This is a genomic window from Leisingera aquimarina DSM 24565 (assembly GCF_000473165.1).
GTDB lineage: Bacteria > Pseudomonadota > Alphaproteobacteria > Rhodobacterales > Rhodobacteraceae > Leisingera > Leisingera aquimarina.
In genome coordinates this window covers 1,349,171-1,361,815 of sequence record NZ_KI421504.1, presented here as the reverse complement: position 1 = coordinate 1,361,815, position 12,645 = coordinate 1,349,171, and the positions used below count along the sequence as shown (strand labels likewise).

12 protein-coding genes are annotated in these 12,645 nt (G+C 63.9%); 8 read left to right on the top strand and 4 right to left on the bottom strand.

Annotated features, from left to right (window positions below; translation table 11 throughout):
- Window positions 1–157: 157 nt before the first annotated feature.
- On the bottom strand, window positions 158–2,542 hold the full coding sequence (locus AQUI_RS0110805) for a mechanosensitive ion channel family protein (protein ID WP_027257537.1): 2,385 nt from the start codon (window positions 2,540–2,542) through the stop codon (window positions 158–160).
- 397 nt (window positions 2,543–2,939) lie between these two features.
- Between AQUI_RS0110805 and AQUI_RS0110800 the strand changes: the two genes are divergently transcribed.
- From AQUI_RS0110800 to AQUI_RS0110770, 7 genes are read left to right on the top strand one after another with little or no spacing between them, the layout of a single operon-like run.
- On the top strand, window positions 2,940–4,166 hold the full coding sequence (locus tag AQUI_RS0110800; protein WP_245596902.1) for a glycosyltransferase family protein: 1,227 nt from the start codon (window positions 2,940–2,942) through the stop codon (window positions 4,164–4,166).
- A complete protein-coding gene (locus tag AQUI_RS0110795) occupies window positions 4,163–5,407 on the top strand; it encodes a glycosyltransferase (protein ID WP_027257535.1) in 1,245 nt (414 codons plus the stop codon). Before AQUI_RS0110800 ends, AQUI_RS0110795 begins: the two co-directional genes overlap by 4 nt.
- Before the next feature lie 6 nt (window positions 5,408–5,413).
- Entirely contained in the window at window positions 5,414–6,502 is a 1,089-nt protein-coding gene (locus tag AQUI_RS0110790; protein ID WP_027257534.1) for a glycosyltransferase, read from the top strand.
- Window positions 6,499–7,086, top strand: a complete 588-nt coding sequence (locus AQUI_RS0110785; protein WP_027257533.1) for a histidine phosphatase family protein — start codon at window positions 6,499–6,501, stop codon at window positions 7,084–7,086. The genes AQUI_RS0110790 and AQUI_RS0110785 overlap by 4 nt, the downstream gene beginning before the upstream one ends.
- Complete coding sequence (locus tag AQUI_RS0110780; protein ID WP_027257532.1) at window positions 7,083–8,219, top strand: glycosyltransferase family protein; 1,137 nt, start codon at window positions 7,083–7,085, stop codon at window positions 8,217–8,219. The genes AQUI_RS0110785 and AQUI_RS0110780 overlap by 4 nt, the downstream gene beginning before the upstream one ends.
- Window positions 8,216–8,974 (top strand): polysaccharide deacetylase family protein, encoded by a 759-nt coding sequence (locus AQUI_RS0110775; RefSeq protein ID WP_027257531.1) that lies wholly within the window; start codon window positions 8,216–8,218, stop codon window positions 8,972–8,974. Before AQUI_RS0110780 ends, AQUI_RS0110775 begins: the two co-directional genes overlap by 4 nt.
- Window positions 8,975–9,454, top strand: a complete 480-nt coding sequence (locus AQUI_RS0110770; protein WP_027257530.1) for a class I SAM-dependent methyltransferase — start codon at window positions 8,975–8,977, stop codon at window positions 9,452–9,454.
- An 84-nt stretch (window positions 9,455–9,538) separates the two neighbouring features.
- On the opposite strand, the gene AQUI_RS0110765 is transcribed toward AQUI_RS0110770, so the two are convergent.
- Window positions 9,539–10,681 (bottom strand): alpha-D-ribose 1-methylphosphonate 5-triphosphate diphosphatase, encoded by a 1,143-nt coding sequence (locus tag AQUI_RS0110765; RefSeq protein WP_027257529.1) that lies wholly within the window; start codon window positions 10,679–10,681, stop codon window positions 9,539–9,541.
- 50 nt (window positions 10,682–10,731) lie between these two features.
- On the opposite strand from AQUI_RS0110765, the gene AQUI_RS0110760 reads away from it, so the two are divergent.
- Window positions 10,732–11,415 carry a DUF1045 domain-containing protein gene (locus tag AQUI_RS0110760; RefSeq protein WP_027257528.1) on the top strand — a complete coding sequence of 228 codons (684 nt, stop codon included), beginning with the start codon at window positions 10,732–10,734 and terminating at the stop codon, window positions 11,413–11,415.
- Here the strand turns inward: AQUI_RS0110760 and phnN are convergent.
- Window positions 11,397–11,957: a phosphonate metabolism protein/1,5-bisphosphokinase (PRPP-forming) PhnN gene (gene phnN / locus AQUI_RS0110755; protein ID WP_027257527.1), complete on the bottom strand. Its 561-nt coding sequence runs from the start codon at window positions 11,955–11,957 to the stop codon at window positions 11,397–11,399. The two genes, AQUI_RS0110760 and phnN, sit on opposite strands and share 19 nt — an antisense overlap.
- Window positions 11,954–12,637: a phosphonate C-P lyase system protein PhnL gene (gene phnL / locus AQUI_RS0110750; RefSeq protein ID WP_027257526.1), complete on the bottom strand. Its 684-nt coding sequence runs from the start codon at window positions 12,635–12,637 to the stop codon at window positions 11,954–11,956. Before phnL ends, phnN begins: the two co-directional genes overlap by 4 nt.
- Between the last annotated feature and the right edge of the window lie 8 nt (window positions 12,638–12,645).

Genomic DNA, 12,645 nt, shown 5'->3' with positions numbered 1-12,645 from the left:
CGAAAGGGTTTCCGCGGCGACGGCTTCTTTCTGGGAAAAATACCTCCGCCGGAGGCAGCGGCGCGCGCCAGCGCGGCGCCATGCCCAACCCCACGCGGAGCGCGCAGGCGATCCGGCGCGGGGGCGGGAGAGCTCCGTATGGGGTTAGCCGGCCTGATCAGCGGTCATCGCCGCCCGGGCCGCCCATCTCGTCCAGAAGATCTTCGTCAATCGCAGCCTGCACTGCCCCCGCGGCGGCCTCTTTCTGCTTTGGCGTCATCTCATCGGCCTGGTCCGGCGCCAGCCGCACGGTGACCTCGCGATGAGCAAATCTGATGCCTTCGCTGGCAAACAATTCACGGATTTCCTGATACACCCGCTTGCGGACAATCCACTGATCCCCCGGTTTGGTCATGAATTTCACGCGGATGATCATCGCCGAATCCTGCATCTCGATCACACCTTGGGATTTCAGCGGCTGGATAAATGTATGTCCGATTACCGGGTCATCCATCAGCTTCTGGCCAAGCTTCTTGATCAGCTTACGAACCTTCTCCACGTCCGTGTCATACGTCACGCGCATCGGCAGTTTCATCATCACCCAGTCCCGCGAATAATTGGTCAGAACCTTGATCTCGCCAAAGGGGATCGTGTGCAGCGCGCCCAGATGATGGCGCAGCTGGAAGGATCGCACCGAGATCTTCTCGACCGTGCCCTTCACATCACCGATGTCGATGTATTCGCCCTTGCGGAACGCGTCATCGATCAGGAAGAACGCGCCCGAGAAAATGTCCCGTACCAGCGTCTGCGAGCCGAAGCCAACCGCCAGACCGACAACACCGGCACCGGCGAACAGCGGGCTGACATTGATACCCAGTTCCAGCAGCACGATTAGCACGATCGAGACCAGCACAACCGCCAGGATCGCGCCCCGGAACAAGGGCAGCAGAGTGGCCAGACGGCTGGCGCCCCCGGCACCGCCTTCATCGCCCAGCTCGGCCTCCGAAACATCGCCGGCTTCCTCGTCGATCTTACTGTCGATCCAGATCCGGAACAGGTGATAGACGATGTATCCGATGAACAGGATCACTGTCACATCGATCACCCGTTCGGCGGCCGTGGTTTCAGTCCATCTGGCGTCCGGGTTCCAGACGATCACCAGTGAATAGGCCCCGACCACAAAGGCCAGAATGCCAGCCACTCTGCGGGCGAGATCCTGGTAGGTGGCAATAGGATGTCTTGCGGCCAGAGCCTCGGTGCCTTCCGCATCGGTTTCCGCCTCATCCGGAACAGCCTCTTCGCCCGGTTGCTCAGAAATGGCCTTTGCTTCCGCCGCGGGTCCTTCCAGCCCGGTTGCCGCCATGGCAGGTTGCATTCGCCGGGTGCGGTTGAAATAACGTTCGATGAAGTAGTTGATCGCCCCGTAGACAATCAGGATCGTGGTCAGCACAAAATAGCTGCCCGCCATCAGCGGGATCGAAATATCCTTTTCCAGCACCAGGTCAAAAGCCAGTTTAAGCCAGCCAAAAGCCATGTATGCCATCAGAACCGGCGCCCAGGCCACTGCCAGAACACGCACCAGCCAGGAACATTTTTCCGGCACGCGGCCTGCGCGGATGGCGTTGGAAATGGCGCGCCCGTTGACCAGTACCATCAGCAGGTTGCCCAGCATCCCCGCCAGCGCCAGAACTCCGTACACCAGCGCATAGACATTGTAGTTCAGCCCGAAATCGCCGACCCAGGTGGCAAACAGCGTCGAGGAGATGTCATAGGTCGCCAGCAGGGACGCCCAGATATAGAGCCGCTTTGCGTCACGGTCTGAAAACACCGGTATCCGGTACTGAGCGAGGAACGGCGACAGCACCATCCGCCACAGATCGGACACCGTGCGGGCCAGGAAAAAGGCCGTGTAGACAGCCGTCGCCGTGAATTCGATTGATGGGTCGCCCGAAGCGCCGAAGATCAGATAGGAAATGAGAGCTGCAAAAACCATCGCAAAAACGGTTGCCCCGATCCCCATCAGAAAGCGGTAGACAAGGAATGGCATCTTTTCCTGATAGCCTTCCGGGTTGGCCTGGATCCGTGCAACCACAAAGCGCTTGGCGATGCGCTTGCCGTAAATCTCTGTCGACAGCCAGCGCCCGATCAGCAGGAACAAAACACTCCAGCCCAGCACTTCGGCATAGGTCGTGATGCGGCCGTCCGGGCTGGTTTGGCGCAGAATGTACTGCATCTCAAAAATCGAATAGGGCAGCGCCTCAAGCCGGCTGTTCAACTCTGCCCGAAAGGCGGCAACCCTGGACTGCGCTTTCATCAGCGCCGAAGGCTGCTCCATCGTGTCGGATGCAGGATGGTCCGTTTCCTGTTCCTCGTCCGGAGGCGCGTTCAGCAACTGGCCGCTGCTGTCCACCACGACCACACTGACACCGCTTTCAGCCGCCTGCTCGATCGCCCTGGACAGCCTATCCGCTCCGCCTGCGTCACTTTCCTGCGCGTCAGCGTGAGCCGCGAGCCCGATACTCAGCAGGCCGCAAAAGAGAACCCGGAACAAATACTGCAGCATGAACGCTTATCCTTTTGGAAACTTGCGTCAAATTAACCACGCGACGGAGCGTTGCGCAAATGGCGCGGGCGCAAATTCCTGTGCGCCAGGCAGCAAAGGCGCATGATTGCATGCGCACAGGCTCCGGGCTATACAAATTCATATTCCCGCCCCCTGGGGCGGACAGCTGCAAATCCTGGCCAGGCAGATCAACTTCCCGACCAGAACAGCAGCAAAGGCAAATACTGACCGTGCCCCCGCCGCAGCTGGCTTCAGGGGCGCGCAAACTGAGGCGGAAGATGGCGGAGCAGAAAAGCATGCGCCCGGGGACGAGCGCCAGTACCGGCTGGCCTGGTTTCTGCGCCGCCGGTCCAGGATTCAGGACATCCGATGCCCGGCAACCCGATCAGGCAATCCAATGACGACCGCAAGCACCACACAGACAGCAGCGGGCACAGGCACGCGCGGACCGCGGATCATGTTCTACAGCCACGACACTTTTGGGCTGGGGCATCTGCGCCGTTCACGCGCGCTGGCAGGTGCCCTCACCGCTGCCAACCCCGACGCCTCGGCGCTGATCCTGACTGGTTCACCGGTTGCCGGCCGGTTCTCGTTTCCGACGCGGGTCGACCATGTCCGCCTGCCGGGTGTGATCAAGCGCTCCGACGGCTCTTATGCTTCGCGCACCATGGGCATGAGCATTGAGGAAACCGCCGACTTGCGCGCCGCGCTGATCCGCTCGACAGTGGAGCAGTACGACCCCGATGTGCTGGTGGCCGACAAGGAACCCACTGGTTTTCGCGGCGAGCTGATGCCGGCGCTGGACCTGCTGAAATCGCGGGGCCGCTGCAAGATGGTGCTGGGCCTGCGTGATGTACTGGATGAGCCCGAAGTGCTGGCTGCCGAATGGGAGCGCAAGCACGCGGTTGAGGCCACACGCGATTTCTATGATGAAATCTGGGTTTACGGGCCGCGGTCTGTGTACGATCCGACGGCGGGGCTGCCGTTCACCCCGCAGATGCAGGCCCGGATGCACTGGACCGGCTACTTGCGCCGCGATCTTGGCCAGGTGGGGGAGCCGCCCGAACAGCCCTATCTGCTGGTCACCCCCGGCGGCGGCGGCGATGGCGAAATGATGGTGGACCTGGTGCTGTCGGCCTATGAAGCCGACACGGAACTCTCCCCGCGCGCTGTACTGGTCTATGGCCCCTTCCTGTCCGGAGAAACCCGCGAGGATTTCGAGGAGCGGGTCGCCCGGCTGAATGGCCGGGTCACCGCCGTCGGTTTTGAATCACAGATCGAAACCCTGTTTGCCGGCGCCCAGGGCGTTGTCTGCATGGGCGGCTACAATACGTTCTGCGAAGTCTTGTCCTTTGACAAACCCGCAGTGATCGTGCCCCGCACCACGCCGCGGCTGGAACAATGGATCCGCGCCAGCCGGGCCGAGGAAATCGGCCTCACCACTATGCTGGACGAAACCCGCGACGGGTGGAACGCCCCGGCGCTGGCCAAGGCGATCCGCGCGCTGGCCAACCAGCCGCCGCCCTCCGCGGCCGGCTCAGAGGGTCTGCTGGACGGGCTGGACTATGTCACCCGCCGGGTGGACGCATTGCTGCAGAACACACATCAAGAGGCCGCCGAATGAGCACGCCCCGCCCGCCGCTTGCAGTGGTGGTCAAGGGCTGGCCGCGGCTGTCCGAAACCTTCATTGCACAGGAACTGGTGGCCCTGGAGGCCGTCGGCCACGCGCTTGAGATCTGGTCTCTGCGCCACCCCACAGACGTCAAGCGCCACCCGCTGCATGCGCGGCTGCAGGCACCGGTGAACTACCTTCCCGAATACCTTTACGAGGAGCCAGAGCGGGTCTGGAGCGCGCGCGCGATGGCTCAACGGCTGCCCGGCTATGCTGAAGCCTATAGAGTTTGGCGTGCCGATCTGCGCCGTGATCTGACACCCAACCGCATCCGCCGCTTTGGCCAGGCCTGTGTGCTGGCCGCAGAAATGCCCGCGGAAGTGTTGGGGCTTTATGCGCACTTCCTGCACACGCCTTCCTCCGTTGCGCGTTATGCCGCTATCATGCGCGGGCTGCCGTGGAGCTTTTCGGCCCACGCCAAGGACATTTGGACATCGCCGGATTGGGAGCTTAAGGAAAAGCTCTCCGCCGCCCATCACGGCGCGGCCTTTGGCGCCACGTGCACCGGTTTTGGCGCCAAACATCTGCAACAGATGGCCGATACGCCGGACCGGGTTGATCTGGTCTATCACGGGCTCGACCTGTCGCGCTTCCCCGCGCCGCCGGAGCGCCTTCCGCGCCAGCCGCAGGACCCGGTCCGCTTCATGTCAGTAGGGCGTTTGGTTGAGAAAAAAGGCTTTGACCGGCTGATCGCCGCTCTGGCTCTGCTTCCCGCGGGGCTGGAATGGCACTGGACCCATATCGGCGGCGGCGGTTTGGGCGACCTGCTGCAGGGCATGGCTGAGGATGCGGGAATTGCCAACCGCATCACCTGGCGCGGCGCCTGCGACCAGCCCGAGGTGATCGAGGCAATGCGCCGCTCGGACCTGTTTGTGCTGCCCAGCCGGGTCGCCGCGGACGGCGACCGCGACGGGCTGCCCAACGTGCTGATGGAAGCCGCCTCGCAATCCCTGCCGATCCTGTCGACGCCGGTTTCTGCCATCCCCGAGTTCATCACACATGGCACCCATGGCCTGCTGAGCGAGGACGGCCCTGAGGCGCTGGCCGAAACCCTGCTCTATGCTGCCCGGCACCCGCAGCGGCTGGCAGATATGGCCGATGCCGCGCTGGCCCGCCTGCGCAGTGATTTCGGAATGGATCCCGGCATCGCCCAGCTGTCCAGCCGGCTGCATGCCATGCTGCAGGGAAGCTGACCGGCCATGCAGCCGGGAGCCGGAACGCGGGTTGCCTTCTACGCACCGATGAAACCGCCGCATCACCCGGTGCCCTCCGGCGACCGCGAGATTGCCCGCAACCTGATGGACCTGCTCAGCGGCAGCAGCGCGGATGTGCAGCTGGCTTCCGACTTGCGGATCTATGACAAGCATGGCGACGCGGCGCTGCAGGCAAGTCTGCGCAATCAGGCAGACGCCGAGGTTAAACGGCTAATCCGCGGTCTTCCGGAAACAGACCTCTGGGTCAGCTATCACAATTATTACAAGGCGCCCGATCTGATCGGCCCTGCCGTCGCCCGCGCCCGCGGCATTCCCTATGTGCAGATCGAGTCCACCCGCGCCAAGAAGCGCCTGACCGGACCATGGGGCGGCTTTGCCGAGACAGCCCATGCCGCTGCCGATGCTGCCGCGGCGATCTTCTATTTCACGGAACAGGACCATTTTGCATTGGAGCGCGACCGCTGCGGTACTCAGGCAGTGGCCCACCTGCGCCCTTTCCTGCCGCGGGATCAGCTGCCCGAAGCCTCCTCGCTTGACGGCCCGATGCTGACGGCCGGCATGATGCGCAAAGGCGACAAGCTGGCCTCCTACCAAATCATCTCCGAAACGCTCTCTCATCTGCCTGGCGATTGGCAGCTGGACATTGCAGGCGACGGCCCCGCCCGAGGCGGCGTCGAGGCGCTGATGGCGCCTTACGGCGGCAAAGTGCGCTTCCTCGGCCAGCTTTCCCGCATGGAGCTGGCTGCCGCCTATGCCAACGCCAGCCTGTTCCTTTGGCCCGGCGTCAATGAAGCCTTTGGCATGGTCTACCTTGAAGCCCAGGCTCACGGTCTGCCCATCGCGGCCCAGGACCGCCCCGGCGTGCGGGACGTGCTGCTGCCCGCTGGCTGCCCGGCGCCGGAAAACGGCCCGGAGGCTCTCGCAGCCTTTACCGGACACCTGCTTGCAAACCGCGCGCTCCGCACCGAAGCTGGCCAGGATGCACGTGACTTCATATCTTCCCGCCATCTCGCACCCGCCGCTGCCCGGCAATTCTGGGCAACTGTTTTACCGCTGATGGAGACACGCGCATGATCCGCGTTGCCCTTTTGCGCCATGGCCACACCGCCTGGAACCGCGCCGGCCGCATCCAGGGTCGCAGCGACATCCCGCTGGATGACCAAGCCCGCGAAGAGCTGCCCGGCTATGCCTTGCCCGCTGACTGGCAGCAGGCCGGTCTTTGGTCCAGCCCGCTGATGCGCGCGGCGGAAACCGCAGAACTGATCACAGGCCGCGCACCTAGCACCGCAGAGGAACTGACCGAAATGAACTGGGGCGACTGGGAGGGGCTGCACGGGCTGGACCTGAAGACCGACCCAGCCAGCGGTTTCCGCGATATCGAGGATTGGGGCTGGCACTACCGCCCGCCCGGCGGAGAATCCCCGGCAGAGGTCTGGACCCGCATTGAACCCTGGTTGCGCAGCCTGACACGGGACACAGTCGCGGTCTGCCACATCGGCATCATGCGAATGATCCTGGCCCGCGCCCATGGCTGGGATTTCGACGGCCCCGCGCCCTTCCGCATCAAACGCAACCGGCTGTTTGTGGTGGAAATCAGCGGCTCCGCCCTTATGCCTTGGCCCGAACCGGTCCGGCTGATCCGCAAGGGCGCACCATGAAAGTCCTGATTGCCGTCACTCATCTGCTTGGCACCGGCCACCTGGCCCGTGCGCTGACGCTCGCGCGCGCCTTCTCCGCTGCCGGCCACAAGGTTCAGGTGGTTTCAGGCGGCTTCCCCACCCCGCAGCTTGACACAGGCGGGACCGAGTTGATCCAGCTGCCGCCGTTGCGCTCTGACGGGGTTAATTTCACCCGGCTGCTGGCGGAGGACGGAACACTGGCGGATGCGGCCTATTTGATCCGGCGCCAAGATATTCTCCGTGCAACTCTGAACGAAATGCAGCCCGATGTGCTGATTACCGAGCTGTACCCCTTTGGCCGCCGTTCCCTGCGCAAGGAGTTTCTGGCGCTGCTTGACGCCGCCCATTCGTTGTCCCGGCGGCCCGTGATCCTTTCCTCTATCCGTGACATTCTCGCCCCGCCCTCCAAACCCGGGAAAGCGGACAAAGCCGATACTATGGTCGCCCGGTTCTATGACGCAGTGCTGGTCCACTCCGACCCTGCAGCAACAAAGCTGGAGGCCAGCTGGCCGGTCTCCCGCATGCTGGCCGGCAAGCTGCGCTATACGGGTTACGTTGCCCCGCCGGCTGCTGGCCAGCACCCGGAGCAGGCAGGCAGCGGCGAGGTGCTGGTCAGTGCCGGCGGCGGCAGCGTCGGTGCACCGCTTTACCAGGCGGCACTTGACGCGGCAAAGCTGATGCCGGACACGTCCTGGCGGCTGCTGGTTGGCGGATCAGACGCCCGCCAGCGCATTGCAGATTTTGCCAAGGCCGGCTCCCCCGTCCTGCTGGAACCGGCGCGCAAGGACTTCCGCCAGATGCTTTCCCACGCCGCAGCCTCAGTCAGCATGTGCGGCTACAACACTGCGCTGGACTTGCTGCAAGCCGGCACGCCCGCTGTGCTGATCCCGTTCGATGCCGGAAATGAAACCGAACAAGGCCTGCGCGCCGCCAGCCTGGCCCCGTTGAACGGCATCCAGGTTGTGAAGACCGCGGACCTCTCGGCTGAGAGGCTATGCGCTGCGGTCAAGGCGGTATTGCACGCACCGCCGCGGGTTACAGGCGGTTTCAGGTTTGACGGCGCCGCCCGGAGTGTGGAGATTGCCGCAGAACTTGCGGGAGGGCGCGAATGACACCGGATTGGAGCGGTCTCGACCGGGAACTGGAGCACTGGCAGACGGGGGGATTGACGCTGCCTTTGTGGTGGCGGGACGACGACGCGATGTCCCACTCAACCGAGCTGGAGCGTTTGACAGAACTATCTGCAGACCTGGACCTTCCGGTGCATCTTGCGGTGATCCCGCACGGTGTCACCCCGGACCTTGGCCGTTTTGTTGCAGATCATCAGCAACTGATCCCGGTGGTGCATGGATGGGCACACCAGAACCATGCCCCCGCCGGCGAGAAGAAAGCCGAGTTTGGAGCGCACCGCCCGCTGGAGGAATTGCTGGACGACGCCGAACGTGGGCTGACCGCTCTGCAAGAGATGTTCGGCACTGGCTTGCGCCCGATGTTTGTGCCGCCCTGGAACCGGATTTCTCCGGAGATGCTGACCTGGCTGGCCGGTGCCGGTTTCACTGCGGTCTCCACTTTTACGCCGCGTAAAAGCGCCAAACCCGCCTCAGGGCTGCTGCGGGTGAACACCCATCTCGACCCGATCAACTGGAAAGGCGCCCGCAGCCTGGTGCCGCCGGAACAGCTGATCAATCAGGTTGCATGCCAGCTGCGCGACCGCCGGCTTGGCGATGCCGACAATGCAGAACCTTACGGCCTTCTGACCCACCATCTGGTGCATGACGAAGCAGTCTGGGACTTTACCGCCGCCCTTGCAAGGCGCCTGCTGGACGGCCCGGCAGAGGCCTGGATCTATGATGAAAGGATGTCCTGAATGAGCCGTCTTGATTCCATGCTGCGCCGCCTCACTGCCCAGCGCGACGGGTTGAACTGGGCCGCAGATCAGGTCACCCCGCTGGACGGCGATGTCCTGGACATGGGGCTTGGCAACGGCCGCACCTATGACCACCTGCGTGAAACCCTGTCCAACCGCCGGGTCTGGGTCATTGACCGGCTGCTGCAATGCCACCCCTCCTGCCTGCCGCCGGAACAGGATTTCCTGCAAGGCGAGGCAAAACCAATGCTGGAACGGCTGGCAGCCGAGGGGCGCAAAATCGTTCTGGCGCATTACGACTTCGGATATGGCGTCAAAGAACAGGACGTCGCCGAGGCTGCTGCGCTTTCCCCGGTTATTAGCCGGGTCATGGCGCCGGGCGGCATCATCGTTTCCGGCCAGCCGCTGGCGGGTTTTGAAGAGCTCGATGGCCCGGACGGTATCCCGCCGGGACGTTACATGTTCTACCGGGCCGGCTGATGTCGGTACCCGCCCCGCCCTTTGGCCAGGCAGCGCACGCCCCAAGAGGGCGGGCGCTTCTCCCCCTTCCGGATTGCGGGCTGCTCAGGCCACACGCTCACCACGCGACCAGACTCCGCGCAGGGCGGGCGCGCCGGCTTTCAGCCGGAACCGGATCAGATCAGCGCGCTTGCCCGTTTCCAGCCGCCCGCGATCGCTCAACGCAACTGCATTGGCCGGCGCATGGGTTACCGTGCCCAGGCCGCGCGCCATGTCACCCCAGAGATCGCCCAGCTTAACGGCTGCCATCAGCAATGCCGCAGGGACATAGTCTGACGAAAGAATGTCCAACAACTCCAACTCCGCTAGCTCATGCGCCGCCACATTGCCGGAATGCGAGCCGCCGCGGATTAAGTTCGGCGCCCCCATCATGACTTTGATCCCGTGCCCATGGCAGGTCCGCGCAGCCTCGACCGTTGTCGGAAATTCCGCCAGGCTGATGCCATGCCGGGCTGAAACAGCCACTTGATCCGCTGTGGTGTCGTCATGACTGGCCAGCACGGCACCGAACCGCCTGGCCGCCGTCACCGCCTCAGCTTCATGCACGTCGCCATAGGTTTCGCGCAGCTCTTTCAGATGCGCAACATGTGCCTGAAAAGCCGCGTCATCAAACCCATGCTTTCCCTTCACGTATTGCTCGAGCTTTGCGATATCGCGGAACTGCCGCTGGCCCGGCGTGTGATCCATCAGCGAAACCAGCCCTACACGGTCCGCATCTCCAAACGCATTCAGCTCATCAAGCAGCGTATCGCTGCAAACTTCGGCTCGCAGATGCAGAAAATGCGAGATCTTCAGCGCGTCCGCAGCCCGCAGCTCCAGCAGTTCGGAGGCCAGCTGCCGGGCATAGGCGCCGTAGCGGCTTTCCCTGCGGCTGATCGACCCCACACGCATGGCATCAAACACCGTGGTGATCCCCGTGCCCGCCAGTTCCGCATCATGGGCAATGATGGCGTTGGCATGCGGCCAGTCCACCTTGGGCCGGGGCTGTATGTGACGTTCCAGATTGTCCGTGTGCAGCTCCACCAGTCCCGGGCTGAGGTAGTCTCCTTCGCAATCCACGGCTCCTGCCGGGATCGAAGCCCCTTCGGCAATATCAGTGATTTCACCGCCGGTGATTTTCACACGTCCGGTCCGGGTCTCGCCCGGCAGCACCAGTGTGGCATTGGCAAGGATCAATTCATCTGTCATCTGAACTTCACATCTTTCGAGCTATGGAAGGCCACTTTTAGGAGGCCAATGTGACATTCACGCGATATGCGATCTATTACGCCCCGCCTGCCGAGGCAGCGTGGAGCCGGTTTGCTGCCAGCTGGCTGGGCTGGGACATGGAAGCGGGTCTGGACCTGTCCCACCCGCAAGTTCACGGGCTGGATGTGGCGGCAATCACCGATGTGCCGCGCAAATACGGGCTGCACGCCACCCTGAAGCCGCCAATGCGCCTCGCCGAGGGGCAGACCCGATCGGCGCTTGAAGACGCCTGCGCAGCGCTGGCCGCCACGCAAAAACCGGTCACGCTGGACGGTCTGCAGCTGGCGCGGCTGGGCCGTTTCCTGGCCCTGCGCCCTGCCGGGGACGAGACCGCGCTGATGGCGCTGGCCGCCGCCTGCGTGACAGAGCTTGACCCGTTTCGCGCGCCCGCGTCTGAGGCTGCGCTGGAACGCCGCCGCGGCGCAGGACTGAACCCGGAGCAGGAAGCAAACCTCAGCCGCTGGGGCTACCCCTATGTCCTGGGCCAGTTCCGCTTTCACATCACATTGACCGGCAAACTGCCCAAGCTGCAGCTGCCTGCAGTGCAAGACGCGCTCAACACGCATCTCCTCCCGCTGCTGCCTGCCCCTTTTGCAATCCGGGATCTGGCGCTGATGGGAGAGGCGCCGGACGGCCGGTTCCACCTGATCCATCGCTACGCCCTTTCCGGCTGAATGGCCGCCAGCGCGGCCTGCACCGCCGCGCTGAGCGCGCCGCTGTTGTCAATCTCATGAACACGGGACAGCCCGTTGGGAAGCGGGTTGGCGGCGCGCGTCAGACGGCGCCGTACCTCTTGCGCATCTTCCCGCCCGCGCGCCAGCAGACGGCCTGCCAGAACCTCCGGCGCGGCTGTCACCGACAGCACGATGAAATCCCCGAACACCTCCTGCGCTTCCAGCAGCACAGCACGGGACAGATTGACCAGCACCCCGCCCGCACCCTCCCGCACCGTTTCTATGTCGCGCGGGATGCCGTAATGCAGCCCATGCGCCTGCCAGTGCAAAGCAAAGACAGCATTCTCCGCGAGGGCGGAAAATTCGGCCTCAGTGACGGCCTGGTAGTCCTCCCCGCCGGCCTCGGGCGCGCGGGTGATCACCCGCCGCATCAGCCGCAACTGGGGGCCGGAGACCGCCAGGGCAGACATCAAACTGTCCTTGCCCACCCCCGATGGCCCGACCACCGCGATGACGGGCCCCTTTTCAGCAGGCGCACTCATGCCGCGGCCTGGGGCGCAAAGCCCGACACATCCACGAACCGGTCGCAAACCTGCTGGCGCGCCGTCTCATCATGAAAAATGCCGATGATCGCCGCCCCGCGCGCCTTGGCACCTTCTATCAAGCCCAGCACTGTAGCGCGGTTCTGCGCATCCAGGCTGGCCGTGGGCTCATCCAGCAGCAGCGCCGGATAGCCATAGGCAAAGCCGCGGGCGATATTCACCCGCTGCTGCTCCCCGCCCGAAAATGTGGTCGGGCTGAGATTCCACAAGCGTTCCGGAATGTTCAGCTGCGCCAGCAGCGAGGCCGCCGTATCGCGCGCCTGTTCCAGCGGCGTTCCCACTGCCAGCAGCGGCTCGGCCACCACATCCAGCGCCGGCACCCGCGGCACCACCCGCAGGAACTGGCTGACATACCCCAGTGTCTCGCCGCGCAGCGTCAGGATCTCACGCGGCTCGGCTTTGGCGACATCCACCCCGTCCACCATCACACTGCCGGACGCTGCCAGATAGTTGCCATAGATCACCCGCATCAAGGTGGACTTACCGGCCCCCGAGGCCCCGGTCAGGCCAACGCATTCACCGGGCTTCACACTCAGCGTGGCGTTTTCCATCACCGGGATCACCGCGCTGCCCTGATTGTGGAGGGTGAAGCTCTTGCTTACATTGTTCAGTTCAATCATCATCCTGC

What these genes read in the sequence shown, in the direction of transcription:
- AQUI_RS0110770 (WP_027257530.1), top strand. Translation starts at nt 8,975, where the DNA reads ATGAGCCGTCTTGATTCCATGCTGCGCCGCCTCACTGCCCAGCGCGAC.
- phnL (WP_027257526.1), bottom strand. Translation starts at nt 12,637, where the DNA reads ATGATTGAACTGAACAATGTAAGCAAGAGCTTCACCCTCCACAATCAG.
- AQUI_RS0110790 (WP_027257534.1), top strand. Translation starts at nt 5,414, where the DNA reads ATGCAGCCGGGAGCCGGAACGCGGGTTGCCTTCTACGCACCGATGAAA.
- phnN (WP_027257527.1), bottom strand. Translation starts at nt 11,957, where the DNA reads ATGAGTGCGCCTGCTGAAAAGGGGCCCGTCATCGCGGTGGTCGGGCCA.
- AQUI_RS0110800 (WP_245596902.1), top strand. Translation starts at nt 2,940, where the DNA reads ATGACGACCGCAAGCACCACACAGACAGCAGCGGGCACAGGCACGCGC.
- AQUI_RS0110795 (WP_027257535.1), top strand. Translation starts at nt 4,163, where the DNA reads ATGAGCACGCCCCGCCCGCCGCTTGCAGTGGTGGTCAAGGGCTGGCCG.
- AQUI_RS0110785 (WP_027257533.1), top strand. Translation starts at nt 6,499, where the DNA reads ATGATCCGCGTTGCCCTTTTGCGCCATGGCCACACCGCCTGGAACCGC.
- AQUI_RS0110780 (WP_027257532.1), top strand. Translation starts at nt 7,083, where the DNA reads ATGAAAGTCCTGATTGCCGTCACTCATCTGCTTGGCACCGGCCACCTG.
- AQUI_RS0110775 (WP_027257531.1), top strand. Translation starts at nt 8,216, where the DNA reads ATGACACCGGATTGGAGCGGTCTCGACCGGGAACTGGAGCACTGGCAG.
- AQUI_RS0110805 (WP_027257537.1), bottom strand. Translation starts at nt 2,542, where the DNA reads ATGCTGCAGTATTTGTTCCGGGTTCTCTTTTGCGGCCTGCTGAGTATC.
- AQUI_RS0110765 (WP_027257529.1), bottom strand. Translation starts at nt 10,681, where the DNA reads ATGACAGATGAATTGATCCTTGCCAATGCCACACTGGTGCTGCCGGGC.